The following is a 17,399-nucleotide window of genomic DNA, read 5'->3' on the forward strand; positions in this document are numbered from 1 at the left end:
AGCCTCATCCGTTGGGTAGTAGGAACAACAGCGGACCGAATGCCACGAACGCCCCCACCCCGACAGCGATCAACTGGCTGGTGATGTCGTCCGTACGGCGCAGAACCCGCACCAGTGCCACGAGGCCGACGATCACAAGCAATGCCAGACCGAACGCCACCCACGGCATCATGTCCCACAGCTTCTCGAAGCCCTTGAACAACAGACCGCCGACGACGATCGCGGCGATACTCTCGCCGACGAGCAACATCCACTGTTTGGCACTGCTCCCTGACCCGTCGACGACGTCGTCCGAATCGGTGTCGGGCTTGGCCTTGCCGGATGCGCTCTTGCCGGAGGTGCCCTTGGAGGAGGTGCCCGACGCCCGCGCCCCGTCCTTCGCTGCTGTCCCACTACCCGAAGCGGCCTTGCCCGAGGACTTGCTCGGCGCAGCCTTGTTCTTCGACGGGAACTTGCTCTTGGAAGGCGACTTGCCGCCGCCCTCGTCCTTGGCCACGCCGATGGTGGCGGTCTCGTCGCCCTCGTTGTCCGCGCCGGTTCCTTGGAGATCGCTTGCCGGGCCGGAAAGCAGTCGAGGCTCGGGGGTCTCGGATGCACGCGGAGACGGCGATGCTTGCTGGACCACAGGGACGGACCCGGTCACATTGTCCAGGTGCGCCCTGGCTCGACGCGGTAGAGCCTCCGGACGGATGACCTCGGTCGGCGATTCGACCTTGGCGCCATCCGCGATCGTGGCCGGACGGTCCGGCGCGGCGGTCTGCCCGAACTCGGTCTTGCCGACGGCGGGTTTGCGGACCGCCCGCGTGCGGACCACGGGCTCGGCAGCGACCGGCTCGACGACAGCGGGCGTCACCGTCGTCGCGTCCACGTCGGCCACAGTCGAGGTGATCGTCGTCAGCTCGTTGGCAGACGGTGGCGCCGGGGTCGACAACTCCGGTGCCACTACCTTCGGAGTGGCGGGCACGACCGGCTCGACCTGCGGTGTCTCGGGAACGACAGGCTCCACTTTCGGCGTCCTGGGGGTCGCCACCGCAGGCGCCTGCGGGCTGCGATCGTCCCCGGCCGGACCGCGCCCGGACTCCGGCGTCGCGGTCGGCTGCGCTTCGGTGGCCGGCCGGGTTATCGGTATTTCGCCGGTCAGTTCCGCAACCGAGATGCCACCGGTGGTGCCGCGGCGGCGGCGGCCACCGCCGCTGCTGCGTGTACCGACCTTCTTGCCGTTACGCGCGAGCAGTTCCGCTACCGATATCTGTCCGGTATCCGTGCCCTTGCTGTCGGTCACTTGGATGCCACCACCAGTTCCCCGCCCATCTCAGTGTCGAGCTTCCGAAGAATCAAACCCTCACGCAGCGCCCACGGGCAGATCTCCAGGGTCTCCACCCCGAGCGCCCGCATACTTGCTTCGGCCACCAGTGCACCTGCGACGAGTTGCTGGGACCGGTCCGAGCTCACGCCCTCGAGCTCCGCGCGGTCCGAGGTGGTCATCCGCGAGATGAACGCGATCAGCTGCCGCAGACCGCTCGCCGTCAACGTTCGCCGGACATGAATACCCGCCGACGAGGGTGCTGCACCCGTCAATCGTGCCAGTGTACGGAAAGTCTTGGAAGTCGCGACGCAAAGATCGGGGTCGCCTGCACGACGCAGATGTTTCGTCGGCCCCGCGAGTTCGGCGTCGAGCCAGTCGCGTAACGCCGCGATACGGCGCTTGCCGGGAGGATCGTCCCGGAACCAGTCCCGGGTCAGGCGTCCGGCACCCAACTGCAGCGAGTACGCCACATCAGGATCCTCGTCACCACCGAAGGTCAGCTCGAGCGAGCCGCCACCGATATCGAGATTGAGGATGCGACCGGCACTCCATCCGTACCAGCGGCGCACCGCGAGGAACGTCAGTCGGGCCTCGTCGACACCGGACAGCACATCGAGGTTCACCCCGGCCTCGTTCCGGACCCGGGCCAGAACCTCCTCCGAATTTCCGGCGTCGCGGACCGCCGAGGTGGCAAACGCCATGAGTTCCCCGCATCCGGAGGTTGCGGCGATGCCTGCGAACTCCTCTGCCGTCTCCACGAGCCGATCGGCACCGGACATCGTCAGGTTCCCGTCGTCGTCGATGTTCTCGGACAGCCGCAGTGTTGCCTTGGTCGAGCTCATGGGTGTGGGATGGCCGCCACGATGGGCGTCCACCACCAGCAGATGAACGGTGTTGCTTCCGACGTCGAGTACCCCTAGGCGCACATTGATACGGTACTGGGTCTACCGTCAGGGGTTGTGACAGCAGGTATGTCCGGAACTCGGCCCAAGCTCGTTCCGGCCCCAGAAGTTCCCCTCGACTTTCCACGCGAATGGGTCGAGTTCACCGACCCCGACAACGACGAACACATCATCGCTGCAGATATGACTTGGCTGCTCTCCCGGTGGACTTGCGTGTTCGGGACACCCGCATGCCAAGGCATCATCGCCGAGCGACCCGACGACGGATGCTGCTCGCACGGGGCGTTCCTGACCGACAGCGACGACCGGAAGAAGCTGGCCGGCGCCGTGAAGCATCTCACTCCGGACGACTGGCAATTCATGGAGAAGGGCCTCGGGAAGAAGGGCTATCTCGAGGAGGACGAACTCGAGGACGAGCCCGCGCTGCGCACCCGCCGCCACAAGGGCGCGTGCATCTTCCTCAACCGCCCGGGATTCTCAGGCGGCGTGGGCTGCGCGCTGCACAAGATGGCGCTGCGCCGCGGAATCGAACCGCTCGAGATGAAGCCGGACGTGTGCTGGCAGCTCCCCATCCGCCGGACCCAGGACTGGGTCGAACGACCGGACGGCACCGAGATCCTGCGCACCGCGATCACCGAATTCGACCGGCGAGGCTGGGGTGAAGGGGGCCACGATCTGGACTGGTACTGCTCCGGCTCCCCCGATGCACATGTCGGTGCGAAGCCGGTGTGGCAGTCGTACGCACCCGAACTCCGGGAACTGATCGGGAAACCGGCCTACGACGAACTCGCCCGGCTGTGCAAGCGCCGCGAGGGTCTTGGTCTGATCGCGATCCATCCGGCCACCGCGGCCGCCGAGCACCACCGTTGAACCCGCGCGTGGTTTCGATGGCTCCGGCTACCGAAACCACGCGCCGGGCGCCTCGGGCGTCAGCCCTCCGGCTTGTATCAGCCCTCCAGCTTGTAACCCAGCCCCCGCACGGTGACCAGATGCTGTGGCTTCGCGGGATCGGTCTCGATCTTCGAACGCAACCGCTTGACGTGGACATCGAGGGTTTTCGTATCGCCGACGTAGTCGGCTCCCCAGACTCGGTCGATGAGCTGCCCACGAGTCAGTACGCGCCCCGAGTTGCGCAGCAGGTACTCGAGCAGATCGAATTCCTTGAGCGGCAGGGCCACGTCCTCACCGTTGACCTGCACGACGTGCCGGTCGACGTCCATGCGCACCGGACCGGCCGCAAGCACCGCGTCATCCTGCCCGATCTCGACGTCCGGGTCGGCGCCTCGCCGCAGTACCGCACGGATCCGGGCGATGAGCTCCCGCGCCGAGTACGGCTTGGTCACGTAGTCGTCGGCGCCGAGTTCGAGTCCCACGACCTTGTCGATTTCGCTGTCACGCGCGGTCACCATGATGACCGGCACGCCTGAACGGTTTCTCAGCTGCTTGCACACATCGGTACCGCTCATGCCCGGAAGCATCAGGTCGAGGAGGACGATGTCCGCCCCGCCCCGGTCGAACTCTGCCAGCGCGGTGGGCCCGTCCCCCGCGATTGTCGTCTCGAAACCTTCCTTGCGCAGCAGGAATGCGAGCGGATCCGCCAGCGACTCCTCGTCTTCCACGATCAGCACACGCGTCACCGTTGCGTCCTCCGTTGCTTCTCTGTCCTATGCCACCCGATTCCGGGTGCGGTTCCGATCGGACTCATTGCCCGACCGTCGTATCGTGCCGCGTTGCGGCGGGCTCGTCGTCGCCCTTCTCGAAATGGGCGGGGATGAGCAGAGTGAATGTCGAGCCTGTTCCCGGCTTGCTCCACAGCACTATGTCGCCGTGGTGGTTCGCCGCGACGTGTTTGACGATCGCAAGACCGAGGCCGGTACCACCCGTTGCCCGCGACCGCGCCTTGTCGACGCGGAAGAAGCGCTCGAAGACGCGCTCCTGGTCCTGACGCTCGATCCCGATCCCCCGATCGGTGACCGCGATCGCGACACAGCCGTCGCGCAGCGATCTGCTCACCGTCACCGGACTGCCCGGCGGGGAATAGGCGATCGCGTTCTCTATCAGATTGGTCAGCGCCGTCACCAGCAGGAGATGATCGCCGAGCATCTGATATCCGTTCGGACGGTCGGTGTTGATCTCGATGTTCGCGTTCTCGGCGGTGAGCCGGGTGCGGTCGAGGGCGTCGTCGATCACCGTGTCGACATCGACCTCTTCGAGGTCCGGGAGCTTTTCGGCGCCCTGCAACCGCGACAACGCGATCAACTCGGTGACCATGTTGCCGAGCCGGGTCGCTTCGCTCTGGACCCGCTGCCCGAAGTGGCGCACGCTCTCCGGGTCGTCGACGGACTCGAGCAGGGCCTCGGCCAGCAACGCCATCGCCCCCACCGGAGTCTTGAGTTCGTGGCTGACGTTGGCAACGAAATCCCGGCGGGTGGCTTCCATCCGGACCTGCTCGGAGTCGTCGTACGCGTAGAGCACCACAAAACGCGGATCGTCGTCGAGCAGCTTCGTGGCGACGCAACGCACCGCGACACGGTCGCGTCCGTGCGGGCTCTTCCGGCTGAGGTCGATTTCGACAGTGGTCCCGTCGTCGAGGACCCGGCCTGCGGCGGTCCAGGCGCGTTCGTCCAGCAGCCGCCGGCTCACGAGGCCGAGTTCCTCTGCGCGCGGGTTGTAGAGGATGACGTCGTGGAACTTGTCGACGACCGCGATACCGGTGGAGGCACCGTATACGACGCGGTCCAGCACGGTCGCCATCGTGAGTTCGTCGTCGCTGCCACGGTCGCTACGTCGGCGCGACCACATCACTGAAGCGGCGAGCAGTGCGCCCAGTATTGCGGCGACAACGGCCACCAGGACGATCTGCAGAACATTCACGATTCGAATCGTAATGACACCTGTCCGTGCAGCCACAGGGGGTCGTCAACACTCTCTGCACGTCACAAGCCATTTTTCAACGGTTGGCCCGGTGTTCACCCGAAATTTGCCGAACCCCGCGCGACGAAGAGTCACGCGGGGTCCGGTTTGTCTGTTCACACCTATTTCGCACCCTGGTTCGCGACGGCCGCAGCGCCCGCCGCGGCAGCCTCGGGGTCGAGGTAGGTTCCGCCGGGATTGAGCGGACGCAGATTCTCGTCGAGGTCGTAACGCAGCGGGATACCGGTCGGGATGTTCAGGCCGGCGATGTCGTCGTCGGAGATTCCGTCGAGATGCTTGACCAGGGCCCGCAGCGAGTTTCCGTGCGCGGTGACCAGCACCGTCCTCCCCGCCAGCAGGTCCTTCGAGATGGTCTCTTCCCAATACGGGATCAGCCGGGTCACGACGTCCTTCAGGCACTCGGTCAGCGGCACCTCGTCGACGTCTGCGTAGCGCGGATCCTGGTCCTGGCTGTACTTCGAACCGGGCTCGATCGCAGGCGGAGGGGTGTCGTAGCTGCGACGCCAGAGCATGAACTGCTCGTCGCCGAACTCGCCCTTGATCTCGGCCTTGTTCTTGCCCTGCAGGGCGCCGTAGTGACGTTCGTTGAGTCGCCAGTCGCGCACCACCGGGATCCAGTGGCGGTCGGCAGCGTCGAGAGCGAAGTTCGCGGTGCTGATCGCACGGCGCAGCAGCGAGGTGTAGAGGACGTCGGGGAGGACGTTCTGCTCTGCAAGCAGGGCACCTGCGCGCTTGCCCTCGGCCACACCCTTGTCGGTGAGGTGCACGTCCACCCAGCCGGTGAACAGGTTCATCGCGTTCCATTCGCTCTCGCCGTGGCGGAGCAGAACAAGTGTTCCGATACTCATGGCTCCAATCCTGACACGATCGCGTGGGCGATTCCTCCACGGGCGCGTCGAATGTCCGCTATATCTGACAACGCGCGTTGCCATACCTGTCGGGCGCCGCCCGACAGGTGCCACTGCGAACCGGGGGTATCCACTTGACCGAATTCCGCATGACCCGCCGCACCGTCCTGACCGCATTCGGCGCACTCGGCGCTGCGGCCGCCTTGCCCGGGATCGCCGACAGCCGGCCACATGCCGGGATCACACCCCGCTCCCCCGCCCTCCGTTCGACCGGACATCGTGTCGCCGTCCTCGGCGGCGGGATGGCCGGGCTCGCGGCAGCCCACGAACTCATCGAGCGCGGATTCGACGTGACGGTGTTCGAACCGACTGCCCTCGGCGGCAAGGCCCGCAGCATGCCGTCTCCGGGCACCGCGGCAGGCGGGCGTCTCGATCTTCCCGGCGAACACGGATTCCGCTTCTTTCCAGGCTTCTATCAGCACATCCCCGACACGATGCGCCGAATCCCCTTTCCGCACAACCCGAACGGAGTCTTCGACAATCTGGTTGCAGGCCCGGCGTTCCGCATGTCGATCCCAGGAGGACCGGATCTGACGGCACCGAGTGCGCTCGACCGGCTCGATGTGTACGACGCCGAGTCGCTGCAGCGTTCACTTGCCGCCGCCTTCTCACTCGGCGGCGCCATCCCACCGCACGAACTGTCCGTCTTCCTCCGGAAGCTCACGATGTTCTTGACCAGCAGCATCGAGCGCCGTGATCACGAATGGGAACATCAGACCTGGTCACAGACACTCGAAGCCGAAGGGAAGTCGAAGGGCTATCACGACATTCTGGTATCGGCACTGACCCGGCAGCTCGTGGCCGCGCGTCCGGACAGGGTCTCCACCCGCACTATCGGCATCATGGGGCAGGCCTTCGTCTGGAATGCGATGGGTGTCGTGCCGACCTACGGACACCTCGATCGCCTACTGTCGGCACCGACGAACGAAGCGTGGATCGACCCGTGGGCCCAGCTGTTGCGAGACCTCGGAGTGAGGTTCGAAATGGGCTGGGCAGCAGAATCGTTCGACATGTCGGGCGGGAAGATCACCGGCGCCCGCGTCGTCGATACGGCAGGAAATCGCGCACAGGTCGACGCCGACTGGTTCGTCGCCGCGATGCCCGTCGAACGCGCCGTTCCGCTGTGGTCGCGCGAGATGCTCGATGCCGAACCACGTTTGGAACTCATGCAGCACCTGACCACCGATTGGATGGTCGGCATCCAGTACTTCATGCGAAGGCCCACTCCGATTGCCGCGGGACACGTCGCGTATCTCGGGACACCGTGGGCGCTCACGTCGATCAGCCAAGCACAATTCTGGCGTGGATCGTTCGCCGAGCGGTATGGCGACGGCAACGCGGTCGACTGTCTCTCGGTCGACATCTCCGATTGGGACACCCCCGGAATCCTCTACGGCAAGACCGCGAAGGCATGCACGGGCGAGGAGATCGCTCGCGAGACCTGGGCGCAGATGAAGATGTGTCTCGACGACACCGGCGAACAGAATCTCCGCGAGGAGGATCTCGTGTCGTGGTTCATCGATCCCGGCGTGCGCTGGAATGCGGCGGAAGGCCGCAATGCCAACGACACCCCGCTGCTGATCAACACGGTGGGATCACACGCGAATCGGCCCGATGCCCGTACCGCGATCCCGAATCTGTTCCTGGCGGGCGACTACGTGCGGACCGACATCGACCTGGCCACCATGGAGTCGGCGAACGAATCCGCCCGTGCCGCAGTAGGCGCTCTGCTCGATGCCGCCGACTCCCCTGCGCCGCCACCTGCGATGTTCACGCTGCACGAGCCGCCTGAACTACAGCCGCTGAGACAGATCGACGCCGATCGCTATCGCTCCGGACTGCCACATCTGCTTGCGTGAGCATGCGAAGCGCCTCGGACTCCTGGGCGAGACGAGCGCCCGCCCCCAGCGGCCCTGCCTCCAGCGCCCCTCAGAGCACTGTCCCGCGCGTACCGGGTACACGCGGGACAGGCCACAAATCTGCTGGAGCGATCAGATCAGAGGTGATCGGATCAGAGGTACTGACCACAGACCGGCCACGCACCGGCGCCCTGGCCTGCGAGAACGTTCTCGGCAACGCGGATCTGCTCGGCCTTGGAGGCGTTGCTGGCAACACCGCTGCCGCCGTATGCCTCCCAGGTGCTCTGGCTGAACTGGAGACCACCGTAGTAGCCGTTACCGGTGTTGATGGCCCAGTTTCCGCCGCTCTCGCACTGAGCGACGGCATCCCAGTTGCCGGACGCTGCGCTCGCGGTGCCGGTTCCCAGGGCGAAGGGGGTGACGACGAGGGCAGCCGCGGTTGCGACGGTGCCCAGGGTGCGCTTGATGTTGAACTGTGCCATGTCTGGTGAATCCTCTCGGCTGCTTTTTGCGGGACCCGGGACCGAATGTCGGTCGGATATCGATCGCCGGATTATCGGCGACCCGATTTGTCTCGCACTGCCCCTCGGGTATGGGTTGATCCGGATTTCCCGCGGGGCAGATTCAGCGGCTACGGGTCCGGTGTAACGACCTGTTCGTTGTCGGTCGATAACAACGTTAAATGCCAATCACGAAAAGGTCACGGACCGGTTTACTGGCACATTCGTGCAGAAAAAACCTTGATCAACAGGGGTTTCACCAGGTGAGCAAATGGAAGAAGCTGTCTTCCGACATGGAAGCACACGCTCATGTTGTGGGGATCGTCACAATTGGATCCTGTGCAGACCTCTCGAATCGGACAATATAAATGCGTCCGAATCGCGCCGAATCCGAAGTGTGACGTTATTTGCCGGTACTACTCGGCGGTTCGAAATCGGTCCCGGTTTCCTGCTCGATGAGGTGCCGGAACGGTTCGAGATTGCGCAGGGATTCACCGCGGGAGATGCGCCACTCCCATTCGCGCTTGATCGACGTGAGGAAGCCGATCCCGAGAATGATGTTGAAATCGTAGTCGGCGGCTTCGAGGACCTGACCGAGCACTGCGTCCAGCTCCTCCGCGGTGACGGATTGCTCCGAGATCCGGCCGACGAGATAGATGTCGCCGATCTTGTCGAGGGTGTACGCCACCCCGTACAGGCGGCGATTGCGCCGCAGCAGATACTTGTAGACACCCTCGAAGTTCTCGTCGGGCTTGCGGCACACGAACGCCTCGACGCGGAGACCGTGCGTGCCGACCGTGAGCAGTGTGGTGGTCTTGAGCTTGTTCTCACCGGGCAGTTCGACCACGAAGTGGCCGCCCTCCTTCCTCGAGAACTCCAACTCGCGATCGCGCAGTGTCGCCTCGATCAGTTCGCTCAGCCGTTCACTCACGCCTTCACTCCGCTCGTACGACGCAACTTCCACAATCCCCGCTGCCTGCGCAGCGAATACTCGGTCGAACCGGACACCCGGTTCCGACGCATACCCGCGCGCCGGTAGCTCTCGAGCAGGCCCTCCGCGGTATGTTCCCACGAGAAGTTCTCGGCATGCTTCGGCGCGGCCGCCGCGTATGCGGCGAGCCTGCCCGGGTCGGAAACAAGCGACCCCAGCGCGGCCGCCCAGTCGTCGATACGATGTCCGCGCACGAGCACACCGGTCTCACCGCCCCGCACCGCGACACCGAGTCCGCCTACATCGGCCGCGATGACCGGTGTCCCGCAGGCCTGCGCTTCGATCGCCACGAGCCCGAACGATTCCGAATAGCTTGGCACAGCAACGAGATCCGAGGCCCGGTACACCTGGGCGAGACGTTCGGACGGCTGGGGAGGCATGAACGTCACCTGCGCGGCGATCCCGAGATCACGGGCGAGTTCGATCAGTGAATCCGGTCGTTCGAGCCCGCTTCCCGACGGTCCGCCGACGACGAGCACCCGCAACGGAATGCCGGGCGCATCGGCGATTGCCTGCGCCGCAGCGCGCAGTAGTACATCGGGAGCCTTGAGCGGCTGGATCCGGCCGACGAACGTCACGATCGTCTCTCGAGGATCGAGCCCGAGCTCGGCCCGCGCAACATCCCGTTCGCCCGGACGGTAACGCGACAGATCCGCTCCCGGCGCGACGACGTCGATCCGCGACCGATCAGCACCGTAGATTCGTTCGAGCGCGGCAGCCTCGTCGGTGGTGTTCGCGACCATACGGTCCGACTCGGCGACGACCTGCTGTTCCCCGATCTGGCGCGCGGCGGATTCCGGCTTGTCGCCTGCGGCAAGGGAGGCGTTCTTCACCGCCGCCAACGTGTGTGCGGTGTGGACCAGCGGCACTCCCCAGCGATCGCGGGCAAGCCACCCGACCTGGCCCGACAGCCAGTAATGCGAGTGCACCAGGTCGTAGTAACCCTGGGGGTGGCGGGCTTCCTCCCGCAGGACGCCCGCCGCGAAAGCGCACAACTGCGTGGGCAGATCGTGCTTGTCCAGGCCTTCGAACGGTCCTGCCTCGATATTGCGTACCAGAACGCCGGGAGCGGCATGCTGCACGGCCGGATCGGCCGACGACGTCGCGCGGGTGAAAATCTCCACTTCCACGCCGCGACGCGCCAGCTGGATTGCGGTCTGGAGGACGTACACGTTCATGCCACCGGCGTCGCCTGTGCCGGGCTGCGCCAGCGGCGAGGTGTGGACCGATATCACGGCCACGCGGTGCGGGCGGCTGGGCTGGGACGTCACCCCTCCATACTGCCTTGCGGGTCGTTCCCGCCGGGAATCGACCTCCATGCCGGCTATGCGTCGACCGACTCGGCGAACTCGGTCACCTCGGCCACGAACCGCGCGGGATCCTCGACGAACGGACCGTGATCGACCCCCTCCCAATAGGACGTCGACGCGTTGGGGAGCAACGACTCGGCATGGCGTGCTGCGGAGACATCCACCACCGAATCCGCGGTGCCGTGCAGGAGGAGAACCGGGATGTCGAGGCTGCGGAGCAGATCGTCATTGCTCACGGACCGGTCGAACAGCGCGGCACGCACGTGGGGAGCGGTGCCCAGAGAGGCACCGAACAGCGCCTGCGACGCCACGCCCTTTCCTTGGGGCGGTCCGGTCAGAGCGTTCCCGAACGAGCCGAGCGCCGCGATTGCCTCGCGCGGCTTCTCCGACATCGCAGCGGGGATCGCGGCACGCATTGCCGCGCCGACCTTTCCGCCTTTTTCGCCGCGTCCGATGCTCGTGATCGCGCCGACGAGCACCACACCGGACACATTCGCGGAGCCGTGCATCGTGAGGTAGTCGCAGATCACCAGGCCCCCGTAGGACCACCCGAGCAACACCGCATCGTCCGCGTGCTCGGCCTCGAGCACCGCGTGCACGTCTGCTGCCCAGTTCTCTGAGTTGTCGTAGCCCTCGCGCGGAGCCCCGCTGTACCCGTGACCGCGCAGGTCCAGCGCGATGACCCGGAAGCTGCGTGCGAGATCGCCGAGGACTTCCTCGCCCCAGCATCGCGACGACTGCGCCCAGCCGTGCAGGAGAACGAGCGGGCGCGCGGATTCCGGTCCGAACGTGCGGTAGACGATCGGGGTGCCATCGCTGCTGGAGACTTCACGCACTGTCATGGCGGTCACTGTAGCCGCGCGCGCAGGTGGATCCCGGCCGCGCATGCCACCGCGATCAGGCCTGCCACGGCACCGACCCCGTATCCCGCACCTGCATCGACTCGATCGATGACCTGGCCGACGAGGGCCGACCCCGCAGCCACGCCCACACCGAGACCCGCGACAGTCCAGGTGATTGCCTCCGTGAGCCGATCTGACGGAACGATCTGCTGGGTGAGCGAAGTCGCGACGATCATCGTCGGCGAAATCGCCGAGCCCGCGAGAAAGTACAGCACCGCAAGCACGGGTACGGATCCGGCGAGCAGCAGCGGCCACAGCAGCAGTGCGACCAGGGTGGTCGCGATCAGCAGTTGACGGGTCAGCGACGATGTCGTCGCTCGTGCGCCGAAGATGATGCCGCTGAGCGCCGAGGCGAAGGCGAACAACGCCACCACGACCGTCGCTGCTCCGGGCGCACCGTGTTCCGCGGTGAACGCGACCCCGACGACGTCGACGACCCCGAAGATCACACCCATCGCGAACATGACGGCGATGAGCGCGACGAGCACCGGCAGCCGTAAGAGGTTGACACTCGGCGTCTCGGCCGTGCGGGACTGCACCGGCGGCTCCGTTCCGCGCAGCCCTGCGAGAACGAACGTGCCCACCAGAAGCAGGATCGCGCCCAGCAAGGGGCCCGCCTCGGGAAACAACGCGATGCTGAGTCCGACGGACAGGACCGGGCCGACGATGAAACACAACTCGTCGATCACCGCTTCGAGTGCGAACGCCGTGCGTAACTGCGGTGTCCCGCCGTAGAGCTGGGTCCAGCGGGAGCGCACCATCGCCCCGATCGTCGGCATCAGACCTGCCGGGATCGCACACAGGAACAGCAGCAGCACAGGCCACTCGAACCGCACACCCAGGAGCATCGTGAGGGTGGCGGCCGCACTGATCGTCGCGGCCGCAGGCAGGACGCGGTACTGACCGAGCCGGTCGACCGACCGCGACACCAGGGGCGTCAGGAGCGCGTACGACAACGCGAATACCGCCGACAGCGCGCCACCGAGCGCGTAGTCGCCGCGCAACTGCGAGAACATCGTGACGATGCCGATCCCGATCATCGCGATCGGCAGGCGCGCTACGAAACCTGCCGCACAGAATGCGATGGAACCCGGCGCAGTGAACAGATCGCGGTAGGAACCGCCCGATTTCTGTGACACCTCTGTGGGATTTCCTCTCTCGGTACCGCGCACGGCCGCGCCGTGCCAGCATGCAGAATATGAGCGTTCTGGTCTGCTTTCACGCGCACCCCGACGACGAGGTCTTCACTACGGGTGGAGTGATGCGACTCGCCGCCGACGCGGGGCACCGCGTGGTCCTCGTCGTCGCGACGGACGGGGCGGCCGGTGAGCACCCCGCGGGGCTGCTGTCTGCGGGTGAATCGCTCGCGGATCGTCGGATGCGGGAGCTCGAACGATCCGCGGAGGCACTCGGAGTGGCGCGGCTCGTGCAGCTCGGATATCCGGATTCCGGAATGGCGGGGACCCCGGAGAACGGCAACGCGGCGGCCTTCGCGAACGTCGATGTAGGCGAGGCGGCCGCGCGGTTGGCATCGATAATCGAAGCCGAACGCGCCGACTCGGTCACCATCTACGACCCCAACGGCGGCTACGGGCATCCCGATCACATCCAGGTCCACCGTGTCGGGGTTCGGGCAGCGGAATCGACCGGTCACGATGCGGTGTACGAGTCGGCCATGAATCGCGATCACCTGCGGCGGCTGCTGGCGGCGAACCCCGAGGTGACGAGCGAGGCACAACCGCCCGACCTCGACACGTTCGGTCTACCCGAATCGGAACTCACCACCGCCGTCGATGTCACCGGCACCATCGCCGCGAAGGTCGCCGCCATGCGTGCCCACGAGTCTCAGGTCGGCGATTTCGGTCCGATGCTCGCCATGTCCGAAGACCAGTTGAAAGCCGCGTTCGGAATCGAGTGGTTCCGGCGACGCGGCAGCGCCCCGGGCCTGCAGGAGACGTCGCTGCGTTTGTGAACGGTAATCCCCCACGAAAGGCGAATCTGTGGAACAACGAATCACTCTCACGCGATCGATCGCTGCGCCGCCGAGCGCGGTGTGGGCTGTTCTGACCGACCTCGAGTCCGCTCCCGAGACCCTCAGGGGCGTCACCGCCGTCGAACGCGTCGATGGAGGTGGCGAGTACCGGGTCGGAACCCGGTGGCGCGAGACCCGGGTGATGTTCGGCAGGTCCGCGACCGAAGAGATGCAGGTGACCGAGTCCGTGCCCGAGCAACGCACTGTCATCACGGCCGAATCCGGACGCGCGCGCTACCGGACGGTCTTCGAGCTGTCACCCACCGCTACAGGCACGGATCTGACGATGGACTTCTCGGGCGACTCCGGCCCGCTCGGCGCCGCGGCACAACTGGTGATGACGCTCACCGGCCCGCTGGCGAAACGCGCGACGGTCAAAGCTATGCGTCAGGACCTCGAGGACGTCGCTGCCGCCGCGGAACGATCGGTCTAGGCGAGTGCAGCTTCTCCGGCGGTACCGCGAAAGTGGCGCGACCCTCCCGTTCGGCGATCTTCTCACCGCGCACGGCGTTGCCATGGAGGGATACTTCTGGCGATTCACCCAACCCGAGACCGGGCGCGTGGTCATCGCGCTGTGCGGTGTCAACCAGGCATCCGACGGGAACTGGGCGACTCTCGGGCTCGCAGCCCATCCCGGCGGCTTTGTTCGCACCGAGGCGCACCCGGAGGGCACCGCGCATCCGGGCAGGCTCGGTGCGATCGCCGGGACCGCGTTCAGCGGTGGCGCAGAACGTGTCCGGATGGATCTGGGGCGCGACGCGCAGCTCGACGTCCGTATTACCCCGACGCTGCCGTGGCCGCGGCGCCGATTCGGTGGTTCGAGCGTGTTCCAGTCGGTCCCCGCATTGAATCAGTACTGGCATCCGTGGCTGCTCGGCGGGCGCGCGGAAGGGCGCGCCGTTCTCGGCGATGAGGTGTGGGATCTCGGCGGTGCCCAAGTGTACGGCGAGAAGAATTGGGGACGAGGTGGTTTCCCCGACTCCTGGTGGTGGGGGCAAGCGCAGGGATTCGCGGATTCGTCGGCGTGCGTCGCGTTTGCCGGCGGCGAGATCCACACCGGGCCGCTGCGCACGACCGTGACGGCGGTCGTGGTGGTATTGCCCGATGGGCGTGTCGTCCGTCTCGGCAATCCGGTGGTGTCCCCGATCCGCGCCGACGTCACCGACGAATCGTGGTCACTGCGCGGTGGTAACCGATGGTGGCACGTCGAGATCGAGGGGTACTCTCCGATCGGGCGTGCGCACGTGCTGCCGGTACCGCTTCCCTCGGAGCGTCGCAACGTGGCCGGCTCGATCGAGCACCTGGCCGGGACACTGCGCGTGACCGTCCGGGAACGGGGCGCAGTGGTGTGGGAGGACGAATCCGCGCTCGCCGCACTCGAACACGGAGGACTCGAACCGGCGGGGGCCGAACTCCGTCGCCGGAGGTCGAAATCGGACGCAACAGACGCACCTCCCACGCTGCAGTAACGAATTCGTAACTGTCGCTAACAGATACACGCACATCGACGACGATCCACATGAGTCCACGGCCACGTCGGGGAAGGAAGGTGAGACATGACGAACCGCCGGATCAGCACATCGATCGCACTTGTTGCTTCCGCAGCCCTGCTCACCGCATGCGGTGGCAGCGACACCACGACGCTCACAACGACGACTACAACACCGATCACGACTCCGGCCGACGCCGATGACCTGCAGAAACCGGAGCCAGCCGAGCGAACGACGACTCCCGGAGCGGCGGAGTTCGTCCCGGCGCCCGCACCGGCGGAGGGCACAGCCCGGCCTCAGGCCACACCCGCGCCCGACAACCCCGTCGCTTCACCGGTTCCGGAGGACAGCACCGGCCCGTGCCTGGATCCGGCCTCGTCGGTGGTCTCCGACGCTCTCGCCTCACTCGGAAACACCACGCCGAACGGGGACCCCTGGGTCGCGGGAGCCTCCACCGATGCGGCCGGAGAATGCCCGCAGCTGCTGTGGATGATGGCCGAAACACCCGGCGGAACAGTCAGTTCCCCTTCGCAGGTGCTGTTCTTCCACGACGGCACCTACCTCGGTACCGCCACCTCGGACTTCTACGCCTACACCCGTGTGGTGGGCGCGAACGATTCGACGGTGTCGGTACAGTACCGGTGGCTCGCTCCGCAAGACGCGAATTGCTGTCCATCGGGTGGCCCGGCCGTCATCGACTTCACGTGGGACGGGACACAAGTGGTGATGGAGCAGCCCCTGCCACAGGAGATGCTCGACTCCTACGGTTCGCGGTGACCGACGCCGTCCCGATCCTCATACCGTGACTGGTCGCATGACACCGAGCGGATCGGAGTACAACGAACTGAGCGACACGGCACCGGCGGCATGGGCCTGCACCCTGTTTCCGAACCCGGTGATGTGAACATTCTTGTGTGGCAACGACGATGCGCGCTCGAGCGCTCTTACCACATACGTGATTCCCTCGGGATACTCCGTGAAGGCCTGCCCACCGAGAACGACGCGATCGGGGTTGAACAGGTCGCGCAGAAGCGCCACGGTCCGTCCGAGCGTGGATGCGCGGTCGGCGAGAATGGCGCGTGCCGTATCCGACCCTGCTCGCGCCACTTCGTACAGTGCCCGCATCGACCGGTCGCCAGGTGTGAGCACTCCTTCGAGGTGGGCACGCTCCAGCACTGCCCGATCACTGATCGTCGCTTCGAGGCATCCGGTGCCACCGCAGGTGCACCGCGCCGACGAACCGGTGGGCAAGTGCGAGATCGACCCTGGCCCGGTCGCCGGCGTATGGACCTTGCCGTCGAATGTGATGGCGACACCCGCTGTTTCCCGTGCATAGATGTAGAGGTGGGCACCTGCCGTGCCACCGGAAGTCTTGTTCGGGGTCAGCAGCAGTTCCGCTGCCGCCATCGCTTCGACGTGGGCCGCCACCGACACCGGCAGGTGCAGACCACTGCTCACCGCCTCGCCGACTCGGGCCTGCGACCAGCCGAGGCGCGGATGGTCGACGAGTCCGGCTGCGGAGTCGACGCGACCGCCGATCGCGACACCCGCCCACAGCGCAGTGCGGCGGTGCCATCGGGAGACGAAGGCCTTGGCACTTGCCGTGATCGAGGCGAGTGCGAGGCTCTGCTCTCCGCTCGGGGTGGGGATCTCCACAGCACTGATGATTCGGCCGCGCAGGTCGGTGGCGACGATCCCGGTGACGACTGCGCCGATGTGGATTCCGACGGTGAGGAACCGGTCGTGCTCGACCTCCACCGGAATCCGCGGACGACCGACGGCACCGGATTCGGTGAGGTCGGCGCGTTCGCGCAGCAGACCGGCCGCGAGTAGAGCGCTCACCTGCCGGTTCACTGTGGCGATGCTCAGGCCGGTTGCCTTGGCGATCACGTCGCGGGAGACGGGACCGCGGTCGGCCGCGACACGGAACACCGATCCTGTGGCGCCGTCGGCGATACGCAGATCCGGAACGACGATCCGCGCACGCGTGGCGGCCGGGGCGAGCGAAAATCGGGAGAAATCCGGACGGGACAGGGTGGGAGCTGACACGTGTTTTCCTTGGAAACTCGGTCCCGGGCATCTCGACGCGAGCGTGACGCTCGAACGTGAATGATCTGACCCGGAGATGGCACGATTCGGACATCGACGCGCCTGACCTCGACGTGCACAGCGCACGCAACTGAAGGATCCCGGACCGGAGCCCCGAATCGGCGCGGATCTACCTACCGCAGAGGCGACAACAGAGTTCGCGCGCCAGGGGAAGCC

The 17,399-nt window shown here is 66.1% G+C and carries 16 protein-coding genes and 1 pseudogene; 6 read left to right on the top strand and 11 right to left on the bottom strand.

Features of this window, described 5'->3' with window-relative positions:
- Positions 1-4: 4 nt before the first annotated feature.
- Both ACTDXD_RS02855 and ACTDXD_RS02860 read right to left on the bottom strand, forming a co-directional pair.
- A complete protein-coding gene (locus ACTDXD_RS02855; RefSeq protein WP_440125692.1) occupies positions 5-1,282 on the bottom strand; it encodes a hypothetical protein in 1,278 nt (425 codons plus the stop codon).
- Entirely contained in the window at positions 1,279-2,232 is a 954-nt protein-coding gene (locus ACTDXD_RS02860) for a Ppx/GppA phosphatase family protein (protein ID WP_440125693.1), read from the bottom strand. The genes ACTDXD_RS02855 and ACTDXD_RS02860 overlap by 4 nt, the downstream gene beginning before the upstream one ends.
- 45 nt (positions 2,233-2,277) lie before the next feature.
- On the opposite strand from ACTDXD_RS02860, the gene ACTDXD_RS02865 reads away from it, so the two are divergent.
- Positions 2,278-3,078 carry a hypothetical protein gene (locus tag ACTDXD_RS02865; protein ID WP_440127510.1) on the top strand — a complete coding sequence of 267 codons (801 nt, stop codon included), beginning with the start codon at positions 2,278-2,280 and terminating at the stop codon, positions 3,076-3,078.
- Between the two features lie 77 nt (positions 3,079-3,155).
- Here the strand turns inward: ACTDXD_RS02865 and ACTDXD_RS02870 are convergent, their stop codons facing one another.
- The 3 genes from ACTDXD_RS02870 to ACTDXD_RS02880 form a co-directional block, all read right to left on the bottom strand.
- Positions 3,156-3,845: a winged helix-turn-helix domain-containing protein gene (locus ACTDXD_RS02870; RefSeq protein ID WP_440125694.1), complete on the bottom strand. Its 690-nt coding sequence runs from the start codon at positions 3,843-3,845 to the stop codon at positions 3,156-3,158.
- 64 nt (positions 3,846-3,909) lie between these two features.
- Complete coding sequence (locus ACTDXD_RS02875; RefSeq protein ID WP_440125695.1) at positions 3,910-5,082, bottom strand: sensor histidine kinase; 1,173 nt, start codon at positions 5,080-5,082, stop codon at positions 3,910-3,912.
- A gap of 161 nt (positions 5,083-5,243) precedes the next feature.
- Complete coding sequence (locus ACTDXD_RS02880; RefSeq protein WP_440127511.1) at positions 5,244-5,999, bottom strand: phosphoglyceromutase; 756 nt, start codon at positions 5,997-5,999, stop codon at positions 5,244-5,246.
- Positions 6,000-6,139: 140 nt separating this feature from the next.
- Between ACTDXD_RS02880 and ACTDXD_RS02885 the strand changes: the two genes are divergently transcribed.
- Complete coding sequence (locus ACTDXD_RS02885; RefSeq protein ID WP_440127512.1) at positions 6,140-7,909, top strand: hydroxysqualene dehydroxylase; 1,770 nt, start codon at positions 6,140-6,142, stop codon at positions 7,907-7,909.
- A 155-nt stretch (positions 7,910-8,064) separates the two neighbouring features.
- Here ACTDXD_RS02885 and ACTDXD_RS02890 read toward each other — a convergent pair.
- The 5 genes and pseudogenes from ACTDXD_RS02890 to ACTDXD_RS02910 all read right to left on the bottom strand — a co-directional run.
- A pseudogene (locus ACTDXD_RS02890) lies at positions 8,065-8,391 on the bottom strand (transglycosylase family protein); the annotation flags it as partial.
- A 421-nt stretch (positions 8,392-8,812) separates the two neighbouring features.
- On the bottom strand, positions 8,813-9,340 hold the full coding sequence (locus tag ACTDXD_RS02895) for a YbjN domain-containing protein (RefSeq protein WP_440125696.1): 528 nt from the start codon (positions 9,338-9,340) through the stop codon (positions 8,813-8,815).
- Positions 9,337-10,719 (bottom strand): D-inositol-3-phosphate glycosyltransferase, encoded by a 1,383-nt coding sequence (mshA, locus tag ACTDXD_RS02900; protein WP_440125697.1) that lies wholly within the window; start codon positions 10,717-10,719, stop codon positions 9,337-9,339. Before mshA ends, ACTDXD_RS02895 begins: the two co-directional genes overlap by 4 nt.
- A 5-nt stretch (positions 10,720-10,724) precedes the next feature.
- Positions 10,725-11,552 carry an alpha/beta fold hydrolase gene (locus ACTDXD_RS02905; RefSeq protein WP_440125698.1) on the bottom strand — a complete coding sequence of 276 codons (828 nt, stop codon included), beginning with the start codon at positions 11,550-11,552 and terminating at the stop codon, positions 10,725-10,727.
- Between the two features lie 5 nt (positions 11,553-11,557).
- The gene (locus ACTDXD_RS02910) at positions 11,558-12,751 is read right to left on the bottom strand and encodes an MFS transporter (protein ID WP_440125699.1); all 1,194 of its coding nucleotides are present in this window, start codon (positions 12,749-12,751) and stop codon (positions 11,558-11,560) included.
- A 59-nt stretch (positions 12,752-12,810) separates the two neighbouring features.
- Between ACTDXD_RS02910 and ACTDXD_RS02915 the strand changes: the two genes are divergently transcribed.
- The 4 genes from ACTDXD_RS02915 to ACTDXD_RS02930 all read left to right on the top strand — a co-directional run bounded on the left by ACTDXD_RS02915 (position 12,811) and on the right by ACTDXD_RS02930 (position 15,911).
- Entirely contained in the window at positions 12,811-13,584 is a 774-nt protein-coding gene (locus tag ACTDXD_RS02915) for a PIG-L deacetylase family protein (RefSeq protein WP_440125700.1), read from the top strand.
- 28 nt (positions 13,585-13,612) lie between these two features.
- A complete protein-coding gene (locus ACTDXD_RS02920; protein ID WP_440125701.1) occupies positions 13,613-14,077 on the top strand; it encodes an SRPBCC family protein in 465 nt (154 codons plus the stop codon).
- A gap of 4 nt (positions 14,078-14,081) precedes the next feature.
- Positions 14,082-15,113 carry a tocopherol cyclase family protein gene (locus ACTDXD_RS02925; protein ID WP_440125702.1) on the top strand — a complete coding sequence of 344 codons (1,032 nt, stop codon included), beginning with the start codon at positions 14,082-14,084 and terminating at the stop codon, positions 15,111-15,113.
- Positions 15,114-15,200: 87 nt separating this feature from the next.
- Entirely contained in the window at positions 15,201-15,911 is a 711-nt protein-coding gene (locus ACTDXD_RS02930; protein ID WP_440125703.1) for an LppP/LprE family lipoprotein, read from the top strand.
- Positions 15,912-15,929: 18 nt separating this feature from the next.
- Here ACTDXD_RS02930 and ACTDXD_RS02935 read toward each other — a convergent pair whose 3' ends face one another.
- Positions 15,930-17,183 carry an ROK family protein gene (locus ACTDXD_RS02935; protein WP_440125704.1) on the bottom strand — a complete coding sequence of 418 codons (1,254 nt, stop codon included), beginning with the start codon at positions 17,181-17,183 and terminating at the stop codon, positions 15,930-15,932.
- Positions 17,184-17,399 lie beyond the last annotated feature (216 nt).

The sequence above is a fragment of the Rhodococcus sp. SJ-3 genome, from assembly GCF_051918125.1.
GTDB lineage: Bacteria > Actinomycetota > Actinomycetes > Mycobacteriales > Mycobacteriaceae > Rhodococcus.